Annotated in this window: 16 protein-coding genes; 10 read left to right on the top strand and 6 right to left on the bottom strand. The window is 61.5% G+C overall.

Annotated elements, in window-relative coordinates:
• The 4 genes from PRI8871_RS15150 to PRI8871_RS15135 are packed head-to-tail and all read right to left on the bottom strand — an operon-like array spanning window position 1 to window position 6,657.
• Entirely contained in the window at window positions 1-2,043 is a 2,043-nt protein-coding gene (locus tag PRI8871_RS15150) for a hypothetical protein (protein ID WP_108887084.1), read from the bottom strand.
• Complete coding sequence (locus PRI8871_RS15145; protein WP_108887083.1) at window positions 2,040-4,781, bottom strand: DUF4159 domain-containing protein; 2,742 nt, start codon at window positions 4,779-4,781, stop codon at window positions 2,040-2,042. The genes PRI8871_RS15150 and PRI8871_RS15145 overlap by 4 nt, the downstream gene beginning before the upstream one ends.
• Window positions 4,778-5,653, bottom strand: a complete 876-nt coding sequence (locus PRI8871_RS15140) for a DUF58 domain-containing protein (RefSeq protein WP_108887082.1) — start codon at window positions 5,651-5,653, stop codon at window positions 4,778-4,780. The genes PRI8871_RS15145 and PRI8871_RS15140 overlap by 4 nt, the downstream gene beginning before the upstream one ends.
• Window positions 5,650-6,657: an AAA family ATPase gene (locus PRI8871_RS15135; protein WP_108887081.1), complete on the bottom strand. Its 1,008-nt coding sequence runs from the start codon at window positions 6,655-6,657 to the stop codon at window positions 5,650-5,652. The genes PRI8871_RS15140 and PRI8871_RS15135 overlap by 4 nt, the downstream gene beginning before the upstream one ends.
• A gap of 68 nt (window positions 6,658-6,725) precedes the next feature.
• On the opposite strand from PRI8871_RS15135, the gene PRI8871_RS15130 reads away from it, so the two are divergent.
• From PRI8871_RS15130 to cueR, 3 genes are all read left to right on the top strand, one after another.
• A complete protein-coding gene (locus PRI8871_RS15130; RefSeq protein WP_108887080.1) occupies window positions 6,726-7,313 on the top strand; it encodes a DUF1285 domain-containing protein in 588 nt (195 codons plus the stop codon).
• Between the two features lie 77 nt (window positions 7,314-7,390).
• Window positions 7,391-9,871 carry a heavy metal translocating P-type ATPase gene (locus PRI8871_RS15125; protein ID WP_108887079.1) on the top strand — a complete coding sequence of 827 codons (2,481 nt, stop codon included), beginning with the start codon at window positions 7,391-7,393 and terminating at the stop codon, window positions 9,869-9,871.
• Window positions 9,872-9,875: 4 nt separating this feature from the next.
• Window positions 9,876-10,301, top strand: a complete 426-nt coding sequence (gene cueR / locus PRI8871_RS15120; protein ID WP_108887078.1) for a Cu(I)-responsive transcriptional regulator — start codon at window positions 9,876-9,878, stop codon at window positions 10,299-10,301.
• A gap of 285 nt (window positions 10,302-10,586) precedes the next feature.
• Here cueR and PRI8871_RS15115 read toward each other — a convergent pair whose 3' ends face one another.
• The gene (locus PRI8871_RS15115) at window positions 10,587-11,861 is read right to left on the bottom strand and encodes a bifunctional folylpolyglutamate synthase/dihydrofolate synthase (protein ID WP_108887077.1); all 1,275 of its coding nucleotides are present in this window, start codon (window positions 11,859-11,861) and stop codon (window positions 10,587-10,589) included.
• Window positions 11,858-12,787 (bottom strand): acetyl-CoA carboxylase, carboxyltransferase subunit beta, encoded by a 930-nt coding sequence (gene accD / locus PRI8871_RS15110; RefSeq protein ID WP_108887076.1) that lies wholly within the window; start codon window positions 12,785-12,787, stop codon window positions 11,858-11,860. Before accD ends, PRI8871_RS15115 begins: the two co-directional genes overlap by 4 nt.
• 205 nt (window positions 12,788-12,992) lie before the next feature.
• Between accD and PRI8871_RS15105 the strand changes: the two genes are divergently transcribed.
• From PRI8871_RS15105 to PRI8871_RS15075, 7 genes are all read left to right on the top strand, one after another.
• The gene (locus tag PRI8871_RS15105; RefSeq protein ID WP_108887075.1) at window positions 12,993-13,703 is read left to right on the top strand and encodes a dihydroxy-acid dehydratase; all 711 of its coding nucleotides are present in this window, start codon (window positions 12,993-12,995) and stop codon (window positions 13,701-13,703) included.
• A 66-nt stretch (window positions 13,704-13,769) separates the two neighbouring features.
• Window positions 13,770-14,543 (top strand): DUF6478 family protein, encoded by a 774-nt coding sequence (locus PRI8871_RS15100; protein WP_108887074.1) that lies wholly within the window; start codon window positions 13,770-13,772, stop codon window positions 14,541-14,543.
• A 7-nt stretch (window positions 14,544-14,550) separates the two neighbouring features.
• Complete coding sequence (locus PRI8871_RS19665; protein WP_181389485.1) at window positions 14,551-14,913, top strand: hypothetical protein; 363 nt, start codon at window positions 14,551-14,553, stop codon at window positions 14,911-14,913.
• A 64-nt stretch (window positions 14,914-14,977) separates the two neighbouring features.
• Window positions 14,978-15,655, top strand: coding sequence for a transglycosylase SLT domain-containing protein (locus PRI8871_RS15090; protein WP_108887073.1), 678 nt, complete (start codon window positions 14,978-14,980; stop codon window positions 15,653-15,655).
• Window positions 15,652-17,721, top strand: coding sequence for a flagellar biosynthesis protein FlhA (gene flhA, locus PRI8871_RS15085; RefSeq protein ID WP_108887072.1), 2,070 nt, complete (start codon window positions 15,652-15,654; stop codon window positions 17,719-17,721). The genes PRI8871_RS15090 and flhA overlap by 4 nt, the downstream gene beginning before the upstream one ends.
• Window positions 17,718-18,476, top strand: a complete 759-nt coding sequence (locus PRI8871_RS15080; RefSeq protein ID WP_108887071.1) for a flagellar biosynthetic protein FliR — start codon at window positions 17,718-17,720, stop codon at window positions 18,474-18,476. Before flhA ends, PRI8871_RS15080 begins: the two co-directional genes overlap by 4 nt.
• Window positions 18,476-19,540, top strand: coding sequence for an EscU/YscU/HrcU family type III secretion system export apparatus switch protein (locus PRI8871_RS15075; RefSeq protein ID WP_108887070.1), 1,065 nt, complete (start codon window positions 18,476-18,478; stop codon window positions 19,538-19,540). Before PRI8871_RS15080 ends, PRI8871_RS15075 begins: the two co-directional genes overlap by 1 nt.

Here is a 19,540-nt window from a genome sequence, read left to right as displayed (position 1 = left end):
TTACCGCCGCCCTTCGCGCAGCCATGCGCCCACGATCAGACCCGACGCCAGCAACAGAACCAGCCACGCAGGCAACATCGGGATCAGCACGATATCGGCCGTCAAATATGCACCGCGCGGGGTAATCCCGATCCAGCCGCGCCCGGCAGCAGGTCGGCCTTCACGCACATCGCGGATCGCGGGAATACCATCGCGCAGCGGCAAGGCCCCGCCGCGGCCCGCGTCGATCATCGGCTTTAGCGTGTCCGAGGTGGCAATGGTTTGCTCAAATTCTTTCGGAGCAGCGGGGCCAAGTCCGACCACCGCCGTCCGGTCGCCCTCTTGCAAGCGGTAAAGCCCGATATCCGCGCCCTCATAGGTCGCCTCGAACCGTCCCGGCGCGACCTCGGTCAGGGCAAGCGTTTCGGTCGAACCATCGGGGGCGGTCACGGTCACCGGCCCCACCGTTTCTTGCAGCGTGCGCCGGATAATCCGCATGGTCTGACCGGTCGCCTCGGCGTAAAGGGCTTCTTCCTCTAGCTCGGGCTCTTTCATCATCCAGTGCGCCAGACGGCGGAGCAGTTCCATCTGCGGCCCGCCCCCTTCATAGCCGCGCGACCAAAGCCACGCCTGATCCGAGGCCAGCAGCGCAACGCGCCCTTCGCCGACACGGTCCAGCACCAAAAGCGGTCGGTCTTCGGAACCGGCCATCAGGGTCTGCCCCGCCTCGGTCGGGGTGACATCAATCTGGCGCAACCACCGGCCCCATGTGTCTTGCCCCAGCAAGCCGGCGGTCACCGGGTGCCGGTCACCAAGATCGGTCAACGATGGGCGGAAGCCCTCTTCGATCACGCGCGATGTCGGGCTTGCGGGCAGAATGCCGGACAGGGGCGAACGATAGATACTGTCGGCGCTGGCGTAATCCGGGCCAGCGGCCACCAGAACCGCGCCGCCGTTCATCACATAGTTCTGCACGTTCTCCAGATACATCGCCGGCAGGATGCCGCGCCGTTTGTACCGGTCAAAGATGATCAGATCGAAATCGTCGATCTTATCCAAAAAAAGCTCGCGCGTGGGGAAGGCGATCAGCGACAGTTCCGTCACCGGCACGCCGTCTTGCTTTTCGGGCGGGCGCAGAATGGTGAAATGCACCAGATCGACCGAACTGTCGGATTTGAGCAGGTTCCGCCATGTCCGCCCGCCTGCATGGGGCTCACCCGAAACCAGCAGCACGCGCAGACGGTCGCGCACGCCGTTGATCTGGATAAGGGCCGCGTTGTTGCGGTCGGTCAATTCGCCCTCGGCCTCGGGCGTGGAAAAGCGGATCACGTTCATCCCGCCATGCGGCAGGCGCACTGGCAGGGCAATGTCTTCGCCGGTTCGAACGGTGTAGCGGCGCGGTTCGGCCCCATCGACCGAGATATCAAGCTGCGCCAATTGCTGCGCCGGGGCCGCGCCTTCGTCCTCAATCCGCAGTGTTAGGGTCACATCTTCGTCCAGAATGGCGAAGGCCGGGGCGTTGCGGACGATCAGACGGCGGTCCCAATCGTCTTGCTGTCCGGTCATCAGCAAATGGAACGGCGCGGGCAGATCGGGCGCGCGGTCCATATCATGCACCCGCCCGTCACTGAGCAGAATCGCGCCAGCGATCCGGGCTTTCGGCTCCTCGGCCAGAACATCGTTCAGGGCCGACATGACCTGCGTTCCGGCATTGTCCGCGGCGTCCTTGATGGTGACACGGCGCACTTCGGTGTTGGTGCGGGCGGCCAGCCGCGATTCCAGCAGGTCGGCGGCTTGCTGCGTGACATCGCCCCGTTCGGCCAAGGTTTGGCTGGCAGTTTCATCGACCATCAAAACGACGATATCCGACAGGGCCTGACGGTCTTCGTTCTGGAACGATGGCTGCATTAGCGCCGCAACCAGAACCGCCGCTGCGATCCAGCGCAGCCCCCAGCCCGACAAGCCGCGCCACAGCGCCAACAGGCAGCCCATGACAGCCAGCGCCCCAAGCGCATAGATCGCAGGCCACGGCACAAGCGGGTCAAAGACGATCTGCCCGGTCATTGGCCCAACCTTTCCAGCAGCGCCGGAACGTGCACCTGATCGGATTTGTAGTTCCCGGTCAGCACATGCATCACCAGATTGACCCCAAACCGATTTGCAATCTCGCGTTGCCGTTCGCCCGACATGCCGCGCCCAATCGGCACCAAGGGGTTGCCTAATTCATCCATCGCCCAAGCCGCCGCCCAGTCATTGCCGCCGATCACCACCGGCGTCACGTTGTCATTGAGGTTGCGAAACGGCATGCCTTCGATCTGTTCGGCATCGGGCGCGGCGGCCTCGACCCAGATCGTGCCTTGGGAGAACCGGCCGGGGAAATCCTGCACCAGATAGAAGGTGCGGGTCAGAACATGGTCCTGAGGCACGGGTTCAAGCGCGGGAATGTTCAACGGGGCCGCCAGTTGTTGCAGCTTGCGCCCATTCGGGCTGGCGGTGCCGAACTGGGCAATATCAGCATCGCGCGTGTCAAACAGGATCATCCCACCGGTGCGCAGAAACTGGTTCAGCTTCGCATAGGCCGCGTCGGACGGGGTCGGCTGATCTGGCGTGATCGGCCAATAGAGCAGCGGGTAGAAGGCCAGTTCATCCGCTTCCAGATCCACGCCGACAGGATCGCCGGGTTCAACGGAGGTGCGGAAGAAAAGCGTCTCAGATAGTCCCCAAAGCCCGGCTTGCGCCAGATCATCAACCTGACCATTGCCTGTCAGAACATGGGCCAACCGCAATTCTGACGTCGCCTCAATCGCGGCGGCATCGCTTTGGGCCTGCGCCGGGTGCGGTGCCGCGATCAGCACGGCCAAGGCCAGTGCCGCCGCATGGCCCAGCAGCTTGCCCGACACATGAAGCGAAGCAATCACGTCCAACGCCAGCAGGATCAGCGCCGCAGCCAAGAACGCCCCGTCGAGCGGCCTTTCTTCGGGTCGGGTCAGGCCCGAGACCGCCACGTTTGATGGCCAATCCGCCGGGGTCAAAACATCGTCTTGGGCCAACACATTGCGGGCCGCAATGCTTCGATCTGATTGATAGATGCCCGGCTGCAATTCCACCCCCAAGGGCGCGGTGAACAGATCGGGGCCAGCCACACCGGGCAGATCTTCGGCATTGGTCAGGCGGCCAAAGCCGTCCAACACCCGCAAAGGTGCCCAAACCGTACCTTCCAAACCCTCGAGATCAGCCGAGGCCCCCGCAGTGGTCGCCGCCAACCGATCCAGCATCTGAACGAACAGACCCGACAGGGCGAGCGAGGACCATTCGGCATTTGCGGTCACATGCACCAGCACGACCTGCCCCTGCCCGACCGTTTTGCGCGTCACCAAAGGCGTGCCATCGGCCAATTGCGCAATCACGCGCTCGGCCAAGGTCGGGTCGGGCTGGGCCATGACCTGCGCTGTGACGGTCACGCCATCGGGCACGGGCAGGCCGTAGAAGGGGCTGTCTTCGGAGAAGGGGGCCAAGGTTTTCGGCTCGCCCCAACTCATCGCGCCGCCGACTGTCCGGCCACCGGCACGCAGGCGGACAGGCAGTAAGGGGTCTTCCTCGGCGCGGCTGATATCGCTGGCGGCAAGGCGCGGTCCGGCAAAACGCAGCAGCAGGCCGCCCTTGTCCAGCCAATCCAGAACCCCGTCCTGTTCCGCCGGGGTGACAGTGGCAACATCAGCCAGAACAATCACATCGGGATTGGCCTTCAGCACATCCTGCAACCCGCCATCGAGCAGATCCGCCGTCGGCTCCAACGCTTTGGCGAGGTAATAGGTCGGCGACAAAAGCTCTAGCCCTTCGCGGTCATCGCGCCCGGCGATCAACGCCACTTCGCGGCGGCGCAGGGCATCATCGGCCAAGGCCACCGTCCCGGCAGAGCGCAGGCCTTCGACTGCGAAATGCGTGATCCGCGCCCGCAGTTCGGACGGCAGGTCAAAGGTGGCTTCGGTCAAGGTTGCATCTGCGGCGAACACCGCATCGGCCCCGCCAAGCACAGCCGGTGCGCCGTTCGGATCGGTGCCATGGGCGATAACGCGCAGGGTTTGATCGGCGCCTGACAAACTACGCAGCACCGGAACATGCACAGTCCCGTCCTCAGACCTTGCACCGCGCAGGGCCAAAACCGGGCGTTCTGATTGCAGCACCTCAACGCGGCCACGATCGGCCAAAACCTCGGCCAAAGCGCTGCGCCCGTCGCGGGCCAGTCCATCGGACAGCCATACCGTGTCAAACGCGCCATCGGGTAATGCAGTGCCACCCGCCGTCGGCATCCAGGGCGACGCGGTCAGACCTGCAAGCCGCGCGGCGATCTGATCGGCGGCTTGCATGGTGACGGGCTGCGGATTGGCCAAAGACAAAAGTCCGGCAGGGCGGCCCTGACGGCCTGCTTCGGCCAAGCGGGCGGCGAGGATATCGATCCATCGCGGCCAATCGCTGGCACTGGCCCAGCCATCATCCAAGACGAACAGAATAGGCCGGTCGCTGCGCCCTTCGGCGGTGTCTTTGTCAGGGTTCAGGATCGGGCCTGCCAGCCCGACAATCACCGCCGCAACCGCCAGCATCCGCAAAAGCAAAAGCCACCACGGCGTTTTATCGGCAGTTTGGTCTTCGTCTTTTAGCCCCAGAAGCAGGCTGACCGCCGGGAACCGTTTGCGAAGCGGCGCGGGCGGCACGGCCCGCAGAAGCAGCCAGAAAATCGGCAAGGCCAGCAGCCCCAGCAACAGCCAAGGCGAGGCAAATCCGATGGTTCCGAACAGGGTCATGCCGCGCCCCCTTCCATCGCACGATAGAGCCAAAGCAGCGACGATTGCGCCGAAGTCCCGGTGTGATGGCAGCTATAGCGCCAACCAGCGGCGCGGCTGATCCGGTCCAGCCGGTCCTTTTGGGCCGCCAGACGATCAAGATAGGCCTGACGAATTTCCGAAGCCTTGCGCGATTCATAGCGCACCGTGCCGCCCACGCTTTCGAACAGGGTGCGCCCACGGAAGGGAAACACCTCTTCCTCGGGGTCCAGAACTTGTAGCAAGACACCGTGCACGCCGCGACTTGCAGCCTTGGACAGAGCCACCTCGACCGGGGTTAGATCGTCCAGAAAATCCGAGATAAATACCGCGCGGGCGTTCGGCACAAAGCCGCGCGCCTCAGGCTCGGCAAAGTCCTGATCGATGTCAGACAATAGCGCCGTGGCGATGCGATCGATCTGCGTCCGCCCCCCGCGTGGCGGCAGGGCGGCGCCCATCAGGCCAACCCGTTCACCGCCCTGAAGCAGCAAAACCGCGCAGGCCAGCCCAAGCACGCGGGCGCGGTCGGCCTTGGTCGGCAGCGATTTGTTCGATGCAAACCGCATCGAGGCCGCAGGGTTCACCCAGAGCTGAACGCTCTGCGCGATTTGCCATTCGCGTTCGCGGATAAACTGCGTGTCCCCACGGGCCGAGCGGCGCCAGTCGATATCGCGCAGCGCGTCGCCCGGTTGCATCGGGCGGTATTGCCAAAAGCTATCGCCCTGACCGGGCCTGCGGCGACCGTGATCGCCCAACAAAACCGTCCCTGCCAAGTGCCGCGCCTCTGCCAGCAGGGCTGGCAGGCGGGCGGCCTCTTCCTCGGCGGTCAGGCGCAGTTGGGCGGCATCACTCACGCAGCGGCCTCCGTGCGGGTCAGGTCGGCGGCGACTTGATCGATCAACGCACCAAGGCTTTCGCCGCGCGCACGGGCCGCAAAGGTCAGCGCCATACGGTGCACCAGAACCGGTTTCGCCATGGCCAGAACATCATCAGGCGTCGGGGCAAGCCGCCCTTCCAACAATGCCCGCGCCCGGACCGTCAGCATCAGGGCCTGCGCCGCACGCGGCCCCGGCCCCCACGCCACCAGATCACGCACCGCTTCTGGCGAGGATGGATCATCCGGGCGGAAGCTGCGCACCAGATCAAGGATCATCTCAACAACGGCCTCGCCCACGGGCATCCGGCGCAGCAGGGTCTGGGCGGCCAAAAGTTCATCGGCGGTAAAGACCTGATGGGCATCGTCTTCGGCAACGCCGGTCGTCGCCATCAGGATCGCGCGTTCGGTCTCGCGGTCCGGGTAGGCCACGTCGATTTGCACCAAGAACCGGTCAAGCTGGGCTTCGGGCAGGGGATAGGTGCCTTCTTGTTCGATGGGGTTTTGCGTGGCCAGCACATGGAACGGCATCCCAAGCGTCCGATCTTCGCCCGCCACGGTAACCTTACGTTCCTGCATCGCCTGAAGCAGCGCCGATTGCGTGCGCGGGCTGGCGCGGTTAATTTCGTCGGCCATCAAAAGCTGACAGAAGATCGGGCCGGGAATGAACTTGAACGCCCGCGTGCCATCGGCCCCGGTTTCCAGAACTTCGGACCCAAGGATATCGGCGGGCATCAGGTCTGGTGTGAACTGAACGCGGTTGCCATCCAGCCCCATCACGGTCGAGAGCGTTTCCACCAGACGCGTCTTGCCAAGCCCCGGCAAACCGATCAACAGGGCATGCCCCCCGCATAGCAACGCGGACAGTGTCAGGTTGACCACCTGTTCCTGACCGATGAAACGCCGCGTAATCGCCGCCTTTGCCTCGGCCAATTTGGCCTCCAGCCCTTCGATATCAGCGATCAGATTGTCTGCACCGGTCATGACAACACTCCTCGAAAACCTATATAGTTGCGTAGAGTGTATCCCGCATAAGGCAAATGGCAAAAGCTATGACAACACAAAATGGTGTAAGACCTTCGGCGAATAGCCTCGTCGCCTCGGCTCGCGCCGCTTCGCGCAAAGGTCCGCCGCCGGTCCACCTGTGGAATCCGCCGTTTTGCGGCGATTTGGACATGCGCATCGCGCGGGATGGGACATGGTTCTACCTTGGAACGCCGATTGGGCGGTTCGAAATGGTCAAATTGTTCTCATCGATTCTGCGCAAGGATGGGAACGATTACTTTTTGGTCACGCCGATCGAAAAGGTCGGCATCACCGTGGATGACGCGCCCTTTGTGGCGACCGATTTCACCGTGGATGGCGCAGGCGACCAACAGGCGCTGACGTTTACCACCCATGTCGGCGACTCGGTCACCGCTGGCCCGGATCACCCGATCACGGTGCGCTATGACGATGCAGGCGAACCGTCGCCCTATGTTCTGGTCCGCGCCAACCTTGAGGCGCTGATTGACCGCAAAAGCTTTTACCGCTTGGTGGATCTTGGCCAACACCATGACCACGCGGGCGAAAAATGGTTCGGTCTGTGGTCGGGCGGCGCGTTTTTCCCGGTGATCCGGTCGGCTGATTTGCCTGAGTGAAAGAATTTCGACCTTCGCCCTTGACCTTCCCGTGACTGGAACCCCTATCTGAGATTGCAACAAGCCCGGAGGTTGCAATGTCACAAGCCCTACGATTCGAAGTTAGCCGTCTAAGTTGTGCCGGTTGCGCAGGCCGCGCAGAACGTGCGCTGGCCGGGACTGCCGGTGTATCCGAAGCGTCCGTCAATATCGCCAACAAGATGGCCCAAGTCAGCGGCAGCGCATCAAGTGCCGATCTGCAAAAGGCCTTGGTCGGCGCGGGTTATCCGGCCGTCGAAGCCACGGTTCGCCTGAAAATCAACGGCATGAGCTGCGCATCCTGTTCTGGCCGGGTGGAACGCGCCTTGGCGGAAGTGCCGGGGGTCTTGTCCGCCTCGGTCAATCTGGCGACGGAAATGGCCGATGTGACCATTTTGAAGGGCGCGGTTGAAACGCAGACCTTGGTCAAGACAGTGAAAGCGTCGGGCTATGAGGCCGCGCTGAACACCCCAAGCGCCAAGCCCCAAACCGATGAGGCCAAGACCGCGCTGGCCGCGTTGCGGGGCAAGACTCTGTTCGCGGCGGCTCTGACATTGCCGGTGTTCATCGCAGAAATGGGCGGGCACCTTTATCCGCCGTTCCACATGTGGCTTCATGGGTTGATCGGGGCGACGCCGCTTTTGCTGGCTCAGTTCATTCTGATTACGTTGGTCATGATCGGGCCGGGCCGTCAGTTCTATCGCATTGGCCTGCCCCTTCTGACCAAGGGCGCGCCGGATATGAACAGCCTTGTGGCCTTGGGCACGCTGGCCGCTTGGGGCTATTCGACCGTCGCGTTGTTCTTGCCTAGCCTGCTGCCCGAGGAAGGCCGCGCGGTCTATTTCGAATCTGCGGGCGTCATCATCACGCTGATCCTGCTGGGCCGCTGGCTTGAAGCCCGCGCCAAAGGGCGTACGGGTGATGCCATTCGCGCGCTGCAAACCCTGCGGCCTGACACGGCGCGGGTGGAACGTGACGGCGCAATTGAGGAGATCGCGGTTGAGGCGATTGCGCCGGGCGACATCATTCATCTGCGCCCCGGCGAACGGATCGCCGTGGATGGCGAGGTTCTGACAGGCCGGTCATACGTCGATGAAAGCATGATCTCGGGCGAACCGCTGCCGGTGGAAAAGGCCGAAGGCGCAGCGCTGACGGGCGGTACGGTCAACGGCCAAAGCAGCCTGACCTTCCGCGCCACCCGCGTTGGCAGCGATACCGTTCTGGCCCGCATCATTGCGATGGTCGAACAGGCGCAGGGGGCGAAACTGCCGATTCAGGCGGTGGCCGACCGGGTTGTGCGCATCTTCGTGCCGGTGGTCATGGGGATTGCCGCGCTGACGGTGCTAGTCTGGTTGCTGTTCGGGCCAAGCCCGGTGCTGTCCTATGCCTTGGTCGCCGGGGTTTCGGTGCTGATCATCGCCTGCCCTTGTGCAATGGGTCTGGCGACGCCGACATCAATCATGGTTGGCACGGGGCGCGCCGCGCAACTGGGCGTGCTGTTCCGCAAGGGGGACGCGCTGCAACGGCTGGGCGAATCCAAGGTCATCGCCTTCGACAAGACCGGTACTTTGACACGCGGCACGCCCGTTCTGAGCAGCCATGCGCTGTTTGGCGGGGCCGCATATGACGACGTCCTGCAACTGGTCGCCAGCGCCGAGGACCGATCCGAGCACCCGATCGCGCGGGCCTTGGTTGCGGCCAACTCCCGCCCGATCTTGAAGGCCGAGGTCGAGGCCGTCGCGGGCCATGGGTTGAAAGCGACGGTTGATGGCCGGACCGTGCTGATCGGCAATGTCCGATTGATGAAAGATGCCGGGATTGAAGTGGATGCCGCTCAACCCGCATTGGATGAGGCCGCATCGCGCGGCGAAACCCCGGTTCTGGTGGCAATTGATGGTGCGTTGGCGGCGGCGCTGTCGGTTGCGGATCAACTGAAATCCGATGCCAAGGCCACCATTGCCGCGTTGCAACAGGCCGGTTTGCGGGTCGCGCTGATCACCGGCGATAGCAAAGCCACGGCAAAGGCCATCGCCAGCGATCTTGGCATTGACGATATCCGCGCCGAGGTTCTGCCCGGCGACAAGGCCGATGCCGTGCGCCAGTTGCGGGATGAATTCGGGCCGGTCACCTTTGTCGGCGATGGGATCAATGACGCCCCCGCCTTGGCCGAGGCCGACGTTGGCATGGCGATGGGCACCGGCACCGACATCGCGATTGAGGCAGGTGATGTGATCCTGTCCTCGGGCGATACGAAAAGCGTGGTGAACGCGCTGACGGTGTCGCGCCACACCATGCGCAACATCCGCCAGAACCTGGCTTGGGCCTTTGGCTATAACGTTGTGTTGATCCCGGTCGCGGCGGGGGTACTGTACCCGGCATTCGGGTTGCTGCTGTCGCCGATGCTGGCCGCCGGCGCCATGGCGCTCAGCTCGGTGTTCGTGGTCAGCAACGCGCTGCGCCTACGCCGGGTTCAGCCGGTGTTGAAAGAAGACCCGCGCACCGAGGCCGAAGTTTGCCCAATCCCAACCCCGGCGGAGTGATCCCATGAACATCAAAGAGGTCGCAGATCAGGCGGGGCTGCCCGCCAAGACCATCCGCTATTACGAAGATATCGGGCTGGTTCGGGCACGTCGCGGGGCCAATGGCTATCGTCAATTCGACGCCACGGACCTGCACAAACTGGCCTTTCTGGCCCGCGCCCGCGCCTTGGGGTTCAGCATCGAAGATTGCCGCGCCTTGCTGGCACTGTACGAGGACAAAGGCCGCGCCAGTGCGGATGTGAAACAGATTGCCGAACAGCATATCACCCAGATCGAAGAAAAACTGGCCCAACTGCAAAGCATGCATGACACCCTGACTGAACTGGCCCGCGCCTGCCCCGGCAACAACCGGCCCGATTGCCCGATCCTCAGCGATCTGTCGCACTTGGGGATGGACGAAAAAAAGGGGTCCACGAAGGACCCCATTTAGGCTGCTCGGAATTTGGTCTGCCTGTCGTTTTCCGACACTGTTGCCAGCGCCCAGAAAGAGAAGTCTCAGGGGGCGGCGACAAGGCACAAAGGACCCGATTGCACACAAGCATGTGCAAGACTGATACCAAACCAAGATGTCGTCTAACTGCCCTTGCGTCCTAGCCGTTGCCGACCCCTGAAACGCTTCGAAAACAGATATACCTTATTCGATGCGAATCAGTCAAGAATCAGTGATTCGCGAAATGGGCGATTTCGCGAATCTTACCGATATCATTCGATTCTTTTATTGATTCTTTCGTAGAATCGCGCCTGCAAGGTATAGGGAACCGCAAATCAGCACCCGCGCATTGGGCGTTTCGGCCACGATTTTCCGCAAGGCGTCTTCGACCGAACCGGACACATGCGCCGTGATGCCGACGTCTGTTGCGGCCTTAGCGGTTTCTTCTGCGCTCAGGGTTGCCGCCTCTCCGGGAATCGAGACGGCGTGCAGATCTGCGGCATGACCGGCCAAGGGGCGCATATAGCCGCGCACGTCCTTGGTGTTCAGCATGCCGCAGATCAGATGCGTGTTGCGATCCGGCAGACCGGACAAATGCGCGCCGATGGCGATGCCAGCGGCCGGGTTGTGCCCTCCGTCCAGCCAAATTTCGGCCATAGGCGCGATGTCGATCAACTCACCGCTACGCAGGCGCTGCATCCGGGCGGGCCAATAGGCATTGGTCATCGCCGCCTCTAGCGCATCATCGGACGCCCCGAGGTGCCGAAGCGCGGCAATCGCGGCCCCGGCGTTCTGGTATTGATGCACGCCGGGCAGCACCGGCAAGGGCACTTCGCGCAGCCCCTGTTCATCGCTAAAGACCAGACGCCCATGTTCGGGCTGGATATGCCAATGCTGACCATGCGCCAGAATCTGTGCGCCAACGCGGAAGGCCTGACGTTCGATCACATCCAGCGCGTCGTCTTCTTGCGGGCCGACAATGCACGGCACATCGCGCTTCATTATCCCGGCCTTTTCGCCGGCGATTTGGGCCAGCGTGTCGCCAAGATATTGCTGATGGTCGACGGAAACGGGCGTGATGATCGTCAGCGCCGGATGCGCCACGACGTTCGTGGCATCCAGACGCCCGCCCAATCCAACCTCTAGCAAGGTGTAATCGGCAGGGGTGCGGGCAAAGGCCAGAATGGCGGCGCAGGTGGTGATTTCGAAATAGGTGATCGGCTCGCCGCCGTTAGCCTCATAGCATTCGTCCAGCAACGCGGTCAGCGCGGGTTCTGAAATCAACTCTCCGGCCAAGCGGATGCGTTCATGAAACCGGGCCAGATGCGGCGAGGTATAGGCGTGGACCTTCTTGCCGTCCGCCTCTAGCCCCGCGCGGATCATCGCCTGCGTGCTGCCTTTGCCGTTGGTTCCGGCGATGTGAATCACCAGCGGCATGTCGTTTTGCGGGTTGCCCAATGCCTCAAGCAGACGCCAGACCCGATCCAGGGTCAGATCCATGACCTTGGGATGCAGGCGCATCATCCGTTCAAGGATGACGTCAGACGTCGGCTCAGTCATTTCTTGGGCTTATCCGCAGGCGCTTCGGCCAGTTGCGGGGTGTCCTCGGGCGCGGGCAAATCACCCTGCACCGGCGGGGTCATCCCCATCAGCATACGAATAATGGTGACCAACTCATCACGCAGATGGCGACGGTCGGTCACGCGGTCCAGCATGCCGTGTTCCAGCAGGTATTCGGCGCGCTGGAACCCTTCGGGCAGCTTTTCGCGGATCGTCTGTTCGATCACGCGCGCACCGGCAAAGCCGATCAGCGCGTTGGGTTCGGCAATCTGCACATCGCCCAGCATCGCATAGGAGGCCGTTACACCACCGGTCGTGGGATGTGTCAGCACAACGATATAGGGCAGGCCCGCCTCTTTGAGCATTTGGACGGCGATGGTGGTCCGGGGCATCTGCATCAGGCCAAGAATGCCTTCCTGCATCCGCGCCCCACCGGCCGCCGAGAACAGCACCAGAGGGCGGTTCAGCTCAACCGCGCGTTCGGCAGCGGCGATGATCGCGTTGCCGACAAACATCGACATGGACCCGCCCATAAAGCCAAAGTCCTGCGCCGCGGCAACGATCGGCGTGCGGCCAATTTCGCCTTCGCCAACAAGCATGGCTTCTTTTTCGCCGGTCTTTTTCTGCGCGGCCTTCATCCGGTCGGGATATTTCTTCTGGTCGCGGAAATGCAGCGGGTCAGCCACCGGATCGGGCACGGGCACATCGACATAAATGCCGCCGTCAAACAGCGCATCGAACCGTTCACGAGGCGTGATGGCCATGTGATGGCTGCAATTCGAACAGACAAAGAGGTTGTCCGAAATTTCGCGGTGGAACAGCATGGTCCCACATTCATCGCACTTCGTCCAAAGGTTCTCGGGCACTTCACGGCGCGAGAAGATCGAGTTGATCCGGGGGCGGACGTAGTTGGTGATCCAGTTCATCTGCAGCTTTCCAGTTCCCTGACGTGCCGCTCACTTAAGCCGCAGCGGAAAGAAATGCAACGCTAGCGGCACACCGGACAGGCAGAGCCTGCTTAAGCCGCTTGTGAATAAGTGGTCGGCTGGTCTAGATTTTGCCGGAAATGTAGGCAGGTTGCCCGGCGCATGTTGCGCTGGGGGGCCGAAAGGTGCGTGGGGCGCTGGTGTGATGATGGGATGGCTCCGGTTGGCGGTGGTTTGTGGTGCGGTGTCGGCGTGTACGCTGAGCACCCCGCCGGATGATGCGTCCGCTCCGGGCAAGGGGTTCGCCGCCGCGCAGAGCAAAACCCAGGGCGTAGCACTAACCAAGGCCAAACTGGCGCGCGGCAAGATCATCGTCGCGGGGCCTGACGGGTACTGCATCGACAAGGCGTCTTTGGCCACCGGTGGAACACGCAGCTTTGCCCTGATTGCAAGTTGTCGCGGCATTATCGGCAATGACGGTATCGACAGCACCGACCCGGCGATTGTCACCGTCTCGATTGCCACCAACCGAAAAGGCGAAACGCCCCCCACGCCCGAAGAATTGGCCAGCGCGGTCAAAGCCCCGTTGATCGCGGGCGAAATCCGCGATGGCGTGTCCTTGGCGCATTTGGGCCTTTATGGCGACGCCGTGCTTGCAGGCGGGGATCAGGCCCATTGGCGGGCCGCTATGTCGCACAACGGCTATATGATCGGCATCGCGCTTTATACGCCGGAACATGGCAGCCTGTCGGGCAACCGTGGCGCGACGATTGTGGCAACCGTGGCCAACCAAATCCGCGCCATGAGCCCCCGGCCCTCTGGCGCGGCACCCAAAGCCGCAGCAGACCCGGCGCCCGAAACCGCGAAACCCGCCGGTGGCGGTTTGTCTGCGTTTTTCCAGCGTCTTAAAGGTTAGCATTCCAAAGCCCGCAAAGCTTTGTCATACTTAGGCCAACCGTCGATCTTTTCCGAACGGACCCAAATGGCCGAGCAAAAATCGGGTCTACTTGACCGAACCCTACATCAGATGACCATGGCCAAATGGGCGCGTGCCGCCCGTTACGCCGAAGACATGGACTTTGACGCACTGCGGCAGCAACGCTCGACCGCGCGGCAATTGCGCCAGCATCTGGAAAAACTGCTAACGGTGGCCGAACGGCGGCTGATCCTACCCAAGGAAGGCAATCAGAACTTCCCCCGCCCCGAAGCGGTGGATTGGTCCTGGCGGCCACCGCTGTGGTGCGACCGGCTTCCGGTGCCGGGCGTGTCTTCGGCGCAATCGGGCACGCGGATGAGCCCCGAGGTTACCCTGTTTCACGACTGCGCCTTTACCGAAGTCACCCTGCGCCAAGTGCGCAACACCACCCAATCCGACCTTGCGGCCTATGGGCTGCGGCTCGATGTGTTCAAGTTCCATGGCTCTTACCTGTCAGTCGCGGTGCAATTGCCGGATTCCGCGCTGGAAGGACTAAAGCGCGACCACATCCTGCGGATGGAAACCATTGTCGAAATGGAAAAACCGCTTGAGATTTTTGCCCGTCTGAACATCCGCCACGGGCCGAACACCGAACAGATTGTTCGGGAGTTGCCGCTTTATGCCGAAGATATCCGCGTTGAATTTGATCTGGCCTATACCAAGTTGAACGAAAAACGCCTGTCACGCATGTGGGTCGATCTGATCTTTGAACGCCCCGAGATGAATCAGGTCACCCTGCGCGATCTGACTTTCAACCGCCGCCCGCGCGCCAAACTATGAGGACGCCATGAGCTGCAAGATCGCTAACAAATCCCTGACGTCCGGCGTTTGGACGGCCACCCTGATCGCGTCCAACCGCCCGCGCATTCGGGCCGTCCATCTGGACCGCGACCTTCCAAACGTCACCGTGACGGAAACCGAATCGCCCGATGAGTGGGCCCTGTCGGTTCCGATTCACGCCAGCCTGATCAATGACGGGGTGCAAACCTTTGTCATTCTGAATGACGAAACGGGCGAAAAGATCGACAGTTTCACGCTGATTTCCGGCGAAGAGCTAAGCGATGACATCCGCGCCGAGGTCGATTTGCTGCGGGCCGAGTTGGATATGCTCAAGCGTGCGTTTCGCCGCCATTGTTTGGAAACACAGTAAAACTTACGATTTCTAAAGCATCGGGCCTTACGCCGGACATGTCGCAAACGACAGGTCAGGCAGAATGTCACCGAAACAGATTCGAATTTGGCTAGGGCTTGGGGCGTTGCTGGGCGCGATCTGCGCTGCCCCAATTCAGGCCACCGCGCGGGGCAACACCTGCGATGAGGCCGCGATACAGGCCGCGCATGAACTGAACATCCCAACCAACATCATGCGTGCGCTGACCCGGCTTGAAACGGGCCGCCGAATTGATGGTGCGCTGCAACCCTGGCCCTGGACCGTCAATATGGAAGGCGACGGGCATTGGTTTGACACCGAAGACGCCGCGCGCAGCTATGTGTTCAAGCATTTCAAACTGGGCAAGCGTAGCTTTGATGTGGGCTGCTTTCAGATCAACTATCGCTGGCACGGGCAGGCGTTCCGATCTGTCGATGAAATGTTCGACCCGGCGGCGAATGCGCGTTATGCGGGCCAATTCCTGCAATCGCTGTACGAGGAAAAGGGCAACTGGGAGGCGGCGGTGGGCGCATACCATTCCCGCACGCCCAAATATGCCAACCGCTATCTGGCCAAATATCAAACCATTCACGCCAATCTGCCCCCGGTCCGGGCGGCCAAGATTGACCGCGCGAACGGGTTTCCCCTGCTGACCAGCGGCGCGCAGATGGGCGGGAACGGATCCTTGATGCCCAACACTGCAGGTGCCGCGCCGCTATTTGCCATGGCGGGCCGGGAATGAGCAGGCGTTTGAACACATCGGTCGCTATGGCCATCGCCTTGATGGCCATCATCGTGATGATGATCCTGCCGGTGCCGTCTTGGGTGCTTGATGTCGGGCTGGCGGCGTCTTTTTCGCTGGCGATCCTGATCTTCACCATCGCACTGTTTGTCGAACGCCCGTTGGATTTTTCGGCCTTTCCGACGGTTCTTTTGGCATCTCTGATGCTGCGGCTGTCGCTGAACGTGTCGTCCACCAAGCTGATCATCGGTCAAGGGCAAACCGGCCCCGGCGCCGCCGGAGCGGTGATCGAAGGCTTTGCCAGCTTCGTGATGAATGGCAGCGTGTTTCTGGGGCTTGTCGTCTTTGGCGTGCTGATGATCGTCAATTTCACCGTCATCACCAAAGGTGCAACCCGCATGGCCGAGGTGGGCGCGCGGTTTGCGCTCGATGGCATGCCGGGCAAACAATTGGCGATCGACAGCGATCTGTCCGCAGGCGCGATCACCCACGAGGAAGCCAAGGCCAGACGCCAGACAGAACAGCAAGAAACCACCTTTTTCGGCTCACTCGATGGGGCATCTAAATTTGTGCGCGGGGATGCCGTTGCCGGGCTGCTCATCACGCTTTTGAACTTGATCGTAGGGCTTTGCATGGGCATTTTCGTCCATGGGATGGAGGTGGGGCCCGCCTTTGAAACCTACGCGATCCTGACCGTCGGCGACGGGCTGGTGTCGCAAATCCCGGCCGTCATCATCAGCTTTGCCTCAGCCTTGTTGCTGTCGCGCGGTGGCACGGATGGCGCGATGGATTTGGCCGTGGTCGCGCAGCTTGGCCGCTATCCCAAGGCGCTGTCGTCTGTTGCGGTGCTGATGGGGTTGTTCGCACTAGTACCGGGCCTGCCTTTCGTGCCGTTTATGCTCGGGGCCGGTATTCTGGGCGGGCTGTCACACCTACAGGCCAAGTCGCGGGCGCAGGCCGAAGCCGCCGAAAACGCCGCCCCCCCGCCTGAAGCCCCAAGCAAAAAGCCAATTGGCGATATGCTGGATCTGGATGATATCCACATCGCCTTTGCCCCCGATCTTGTGACCATGGTTCTGGACCCGTCCACAGGGCTTGATGCGCGGATTGGCAATATGCGCGAACATATCGCGACCCACTTCGGCTTTATCATGCCCGAAATCCGCCTGACCGACGACGTGTCGCTATCCAACGGAATGTACACGATCCACATTCAGGGCGTGGTCACCGCCACCGGCGTTCTGCATCCTGACATGATGCTGGCCTTGATGCCCGACGATACCATGGGGTTGCCCGATGGATCAGATGTGAAAGAACCGGTCTATGGCGCCCCCGCCCGCTGGATTCAACGCGAGGATCAGGAACAAGCCTCGCTAAACGGAGCCACCATCGTCGCCCCGACCGAGGTTCTGGCCACACATCTTTTGGAAATCGTCAAACGCAATTTCCCGCGCCTTCTGACGCTGAAAGCCCTGCGGCGCATTCTGGATGAGATCACCGCGCTCACCGATCAGAAGCGGGCCGATGCAAACCGCCGCCTTTTGGATGAGCTTATCCCCGAGAAGATCCCGCTTGAGGTGCTGCACAGCGTGTTGCGGCTTTTGTTGGCCGAGCAGGTCTCAATCCGGAATATGGGTGTAATCCTTGAAACCATCGCCGAGGTTCGGGGCCTGACCCAGCAACCGGAATCGATCTGCGAACTGGTGCGCCAACGGCTTGGCTTTCAACTGGTGGCGCAACTGCGCAGGGGCGACGGGTCTATCCCATTGATTCAACTTGCCCCCCAATGGGAGGATAAATTCACCGCCTATCAGATTGAGGGCGACCGCGGCGGCTATGACGTGGCTCTGCCGCCCGAAGAATTTGAAAAACTGACCAGCAATCTGGCCGATCAAATCGGCAAAGCGACCGAAAACGGCATATCGGCGGCTGTCGTCACCTCGTCCCGGCGGCGGCGGTTCCTGCATACGATCATGGCCGCCAAGGGCCTGTCTGCCCCGGTCCTGTCGTTTGAGGAAATCGGCCTGGATGCCAAGCCATCGCTGGTCGGAATGGTGCCGGGATGAGCCCGCTTGAGCTATTGGCGGATCAGGCCAATTTGGCGATTTGGGGTGTGATGTCTGCGTTTCTAAGGGTTGGCGCGATGATGGCGGTCCTGCCTGGCCTTGGAGAGCGCTCCATTCCGATGCGGGTTAAGCTGGGTCTGGCCATTGCCTTTGCCGTTGTCGTCGATGCCGCTATCCAAGACAATCGCGCCGCGCCGCCCAGCGTGATGGTTATGATCCAAGAACCGTTTGTTGGCCTGTTGCTTGGGCTATCGCTGCGGATGTTCGTATTTGCCCTTCAAACGGCAGGCACCATTGCCGCGCAGTCGACATCGCTGTCGCAACTTCTGGGCGCTGCGGGGTCAGACCCGATGCCAGCCTTGGGCCATGTACTGACGCTGTCGGGCCTGACCTTTCTGATGATTACCGGCTTTCACGTTAAGGCCGCGCAGTTTTTGATCCTGTCCTACCATCTGTTTCCGTTTGGCACTTGGCCGGACCCGTCGTGGGTGGGCCAATGGGGCACCGCCCTGACCAGTCGCGCCTTTTCCATCGCCTTCCAATTGGCGGCGCCGTTCTGCCTGATTTCGCTGATCTACAACTTGGCCCTTGGCGCGATCAACAAAGCGATGCCGCAGTTGATGGTGGCCTTTATCGGTGCGCCCTTTATCACGCTAAGCGCACTGGCTCTGTTGGCCCTGGTCGCCGGACCCGCGATTTGGCATTGGACTGGTTTGGTTGATGGGTTTCTTGCGAACCCACTTCGGCCCCGCTGATGAGTCAGCAGCAAGGCGGAGATGAGGACAAGCCGCATGAGGCCTCACAAAAGAAATTGGATGACGCCCGTAAAAAGGGCGAAATTCCGCGTTCTGCCGACCTTGGAACGGCAGTTGCCTATTTCGGCCTGCTGATCGGCCTGTCCGTCTTTGGGGCAAAGGGTGTGATGGGTGCCGGTGGCGCCATGATGGGCCTGCTGTCACGGGCAGGGACAATTCACCTGACGCAATCCGGCCCCGCTATGGTCGGCGCGGGCAAGGCGGTTCTACCGTGGGTTCTGATCCCCGGCGCTCTGGTGCTTGCGTCTTTGCTGGTGCAGCGGTCCTTTACCTTTCACCTACCGAAACTTGCCCCCAAGATGTCGCGCATTTCGATTATTTCGAATGCCAAGAATAAATTCGGCCGCACAGGACTGTTCGAATTTGCGAAAAGTTTCTTCAAGCTATTGATTTACGCGCTGTGCCTAGGTGTCTTCATCCAGATCAACATGAACCGCATGCTGGCCACCCTGCAAATGGAGGCGCGGCTTGTCACGATGACATTGGCCCACATGTGCTTGGAGTTTTTGGGGTTGGTGTGCGTTGTCGCGCTGATCTTCGGGGTGATCGACGTTTTCTGGCAACGGGCCGAGCATCAGCGCCGCAACCGTATGTCGCAAAAAGAAATGCGGGACGAACACAAAGAATCCGAAGGCGACCCGATGATGAAGCAAAAAAGACGCCAGAAAGCGATGGAGATCGCAATGAACTCGATGCTGGCCGATGTGCCGGACGCAGATGTCGTGATCGTCAACCCCACGCATTACGCCGTTGCGTTGAAATGGGACAGGGGCAGCGGCGGAGCGCCCATTTGCATGGCCAAAGGCGTTGATGAAATCGCAGCGAAAATTCGTGAAATCGCGGCAGAATCAGGTGTGCCGATCCAATCTGACCCGCCGACCGCACGCGCCTTGCACGCGTCATTGGAGGTCGGCGACATGGTGGACCCGATCCACTATGCGCCTGTGGCGGCGGCCATTCGATTTGCCGAAGACATGCGCCTTCGGGCAAAGCGCAGAAGGTAA

The sequence above is a fragment of the Pseudoprimorskyibacter insulae genome (genome assembly GCF_900302505.1).
Lineage (GTDB): Bacteria > Pseudomonadota > Alphaproteobacteria > Rhodobacterales > Rhodobacteraceae > Pseudoprimorskyibacter > Pseudoprimorskyibacter insulae.
This window is presented reverse-complemented; position numbering and strand designations above follow the sequence as displayed.

Bases quoted from the DNA above. Each gene is read 5' to 3' on its own strand.
- cueR (WP_108887078.1), top strand. From the start codon at position 9,876: ATGAACATCAAAGAGGTCGCAGATCAGGCGGGGCTGCCCGCCAAGACC.
- PRI8871_RS15090 (WP_108887073.1), top strand. From the start codon at position 14,978: ATGTCACCGAAACAGATTCGAATTTGGCTAGGGCTTGGGGCGTTGCTG.
- PRI8871_RS15115 (WP_108887077.1), bottom strand. From the start codon at position 11,861: ATGACTGAGCCGACGTCTGACGTCATCCTTGAACGGATGATGCGCCTG.
- PRI8871_RS15075 (WP_108887070.1), top strand. From the start codon at position 18,476: ATGAGTCAGCAGCAAGGCGGAGATGAGGACAAGCCGCATGAGGCCTCA.
- accD (WP_108887076.1), bottom strand. From the start codon at position 12,787: ATGAACTGGATCACCAACTACGTCCGCCCCCGGATCAACTCGATCTTC.
- PRI8871_RS15100 (WP_108887074.1), top strand. From the start codon at position 13,770: ATGGCCGAGCAAAAATCGGGTCTACTTGACCGAACCCTACATCAGATG.
- PRI8871_RS15150 (WP_108887084.1), bottom strand. From the start codon at position 2,043: ATGACCGGGCAGATCGTCTTTGACCCGCTTGTGCCGTGGCCTGCGATC.
- PRI8871_RS15105 (WP_108887075.1), top strand. From the start codon at position 12,993: ATGATGGGATGGCTCCGGTTGGCGGTGGTTTGTGGTGCGGTGTCGGCG.
- PRI8871_RS19665 (WP_181389485.1), top strand. From the start codon at position 14,551: ATGAGCTGCAAGATCGCTAACAAATCCCTGACGTCCGGCGTTTGGACG.
- PRI8871_RS15145 (WP_108887083.1), bottom strand. From the start codon at position 4,781: ATGACCCTGTTCGGAACCATCGGATTTGCCTCGCCTTGGCTGTTGCTG.
- flhA (WP_108887072.1), top strand. From the start codon at position 15,652: ATGAGCAGGCGTTTGAACACATCGGTCGCTATGGCCATCGCCTTGATG.
- PRI8871_RS15130 (WP_108887080.1), top strand. From the start codon at position 6,726: ATGACAACACAAAATGGTGTAAGACCTTCGGCGAATAGCCTCGTCGCC.
- PRI8871_RS15125 (WP_108887079.1), top strand. From the start codon at position 7,391: ATGTCACAAGCCCTACGATTCGAAGTTAGCCGTCTAAGTTGTGCCGGT.
- PRI8871_RS15135 (WP_108887081.1), bottom strand. From the start codon at position 6,657: ATGACCGGTGCAGACAATCTGATCGCTGATATCGAAGGGCTGGAGGCC.
- PRI8871_RS15080 (WP_108887071.1), top strand. From the start codon at position 17,718: ATGAGCCCGCTTGAGCTATTGGCGGATCAGGCCAATTTGGCGATTTGG.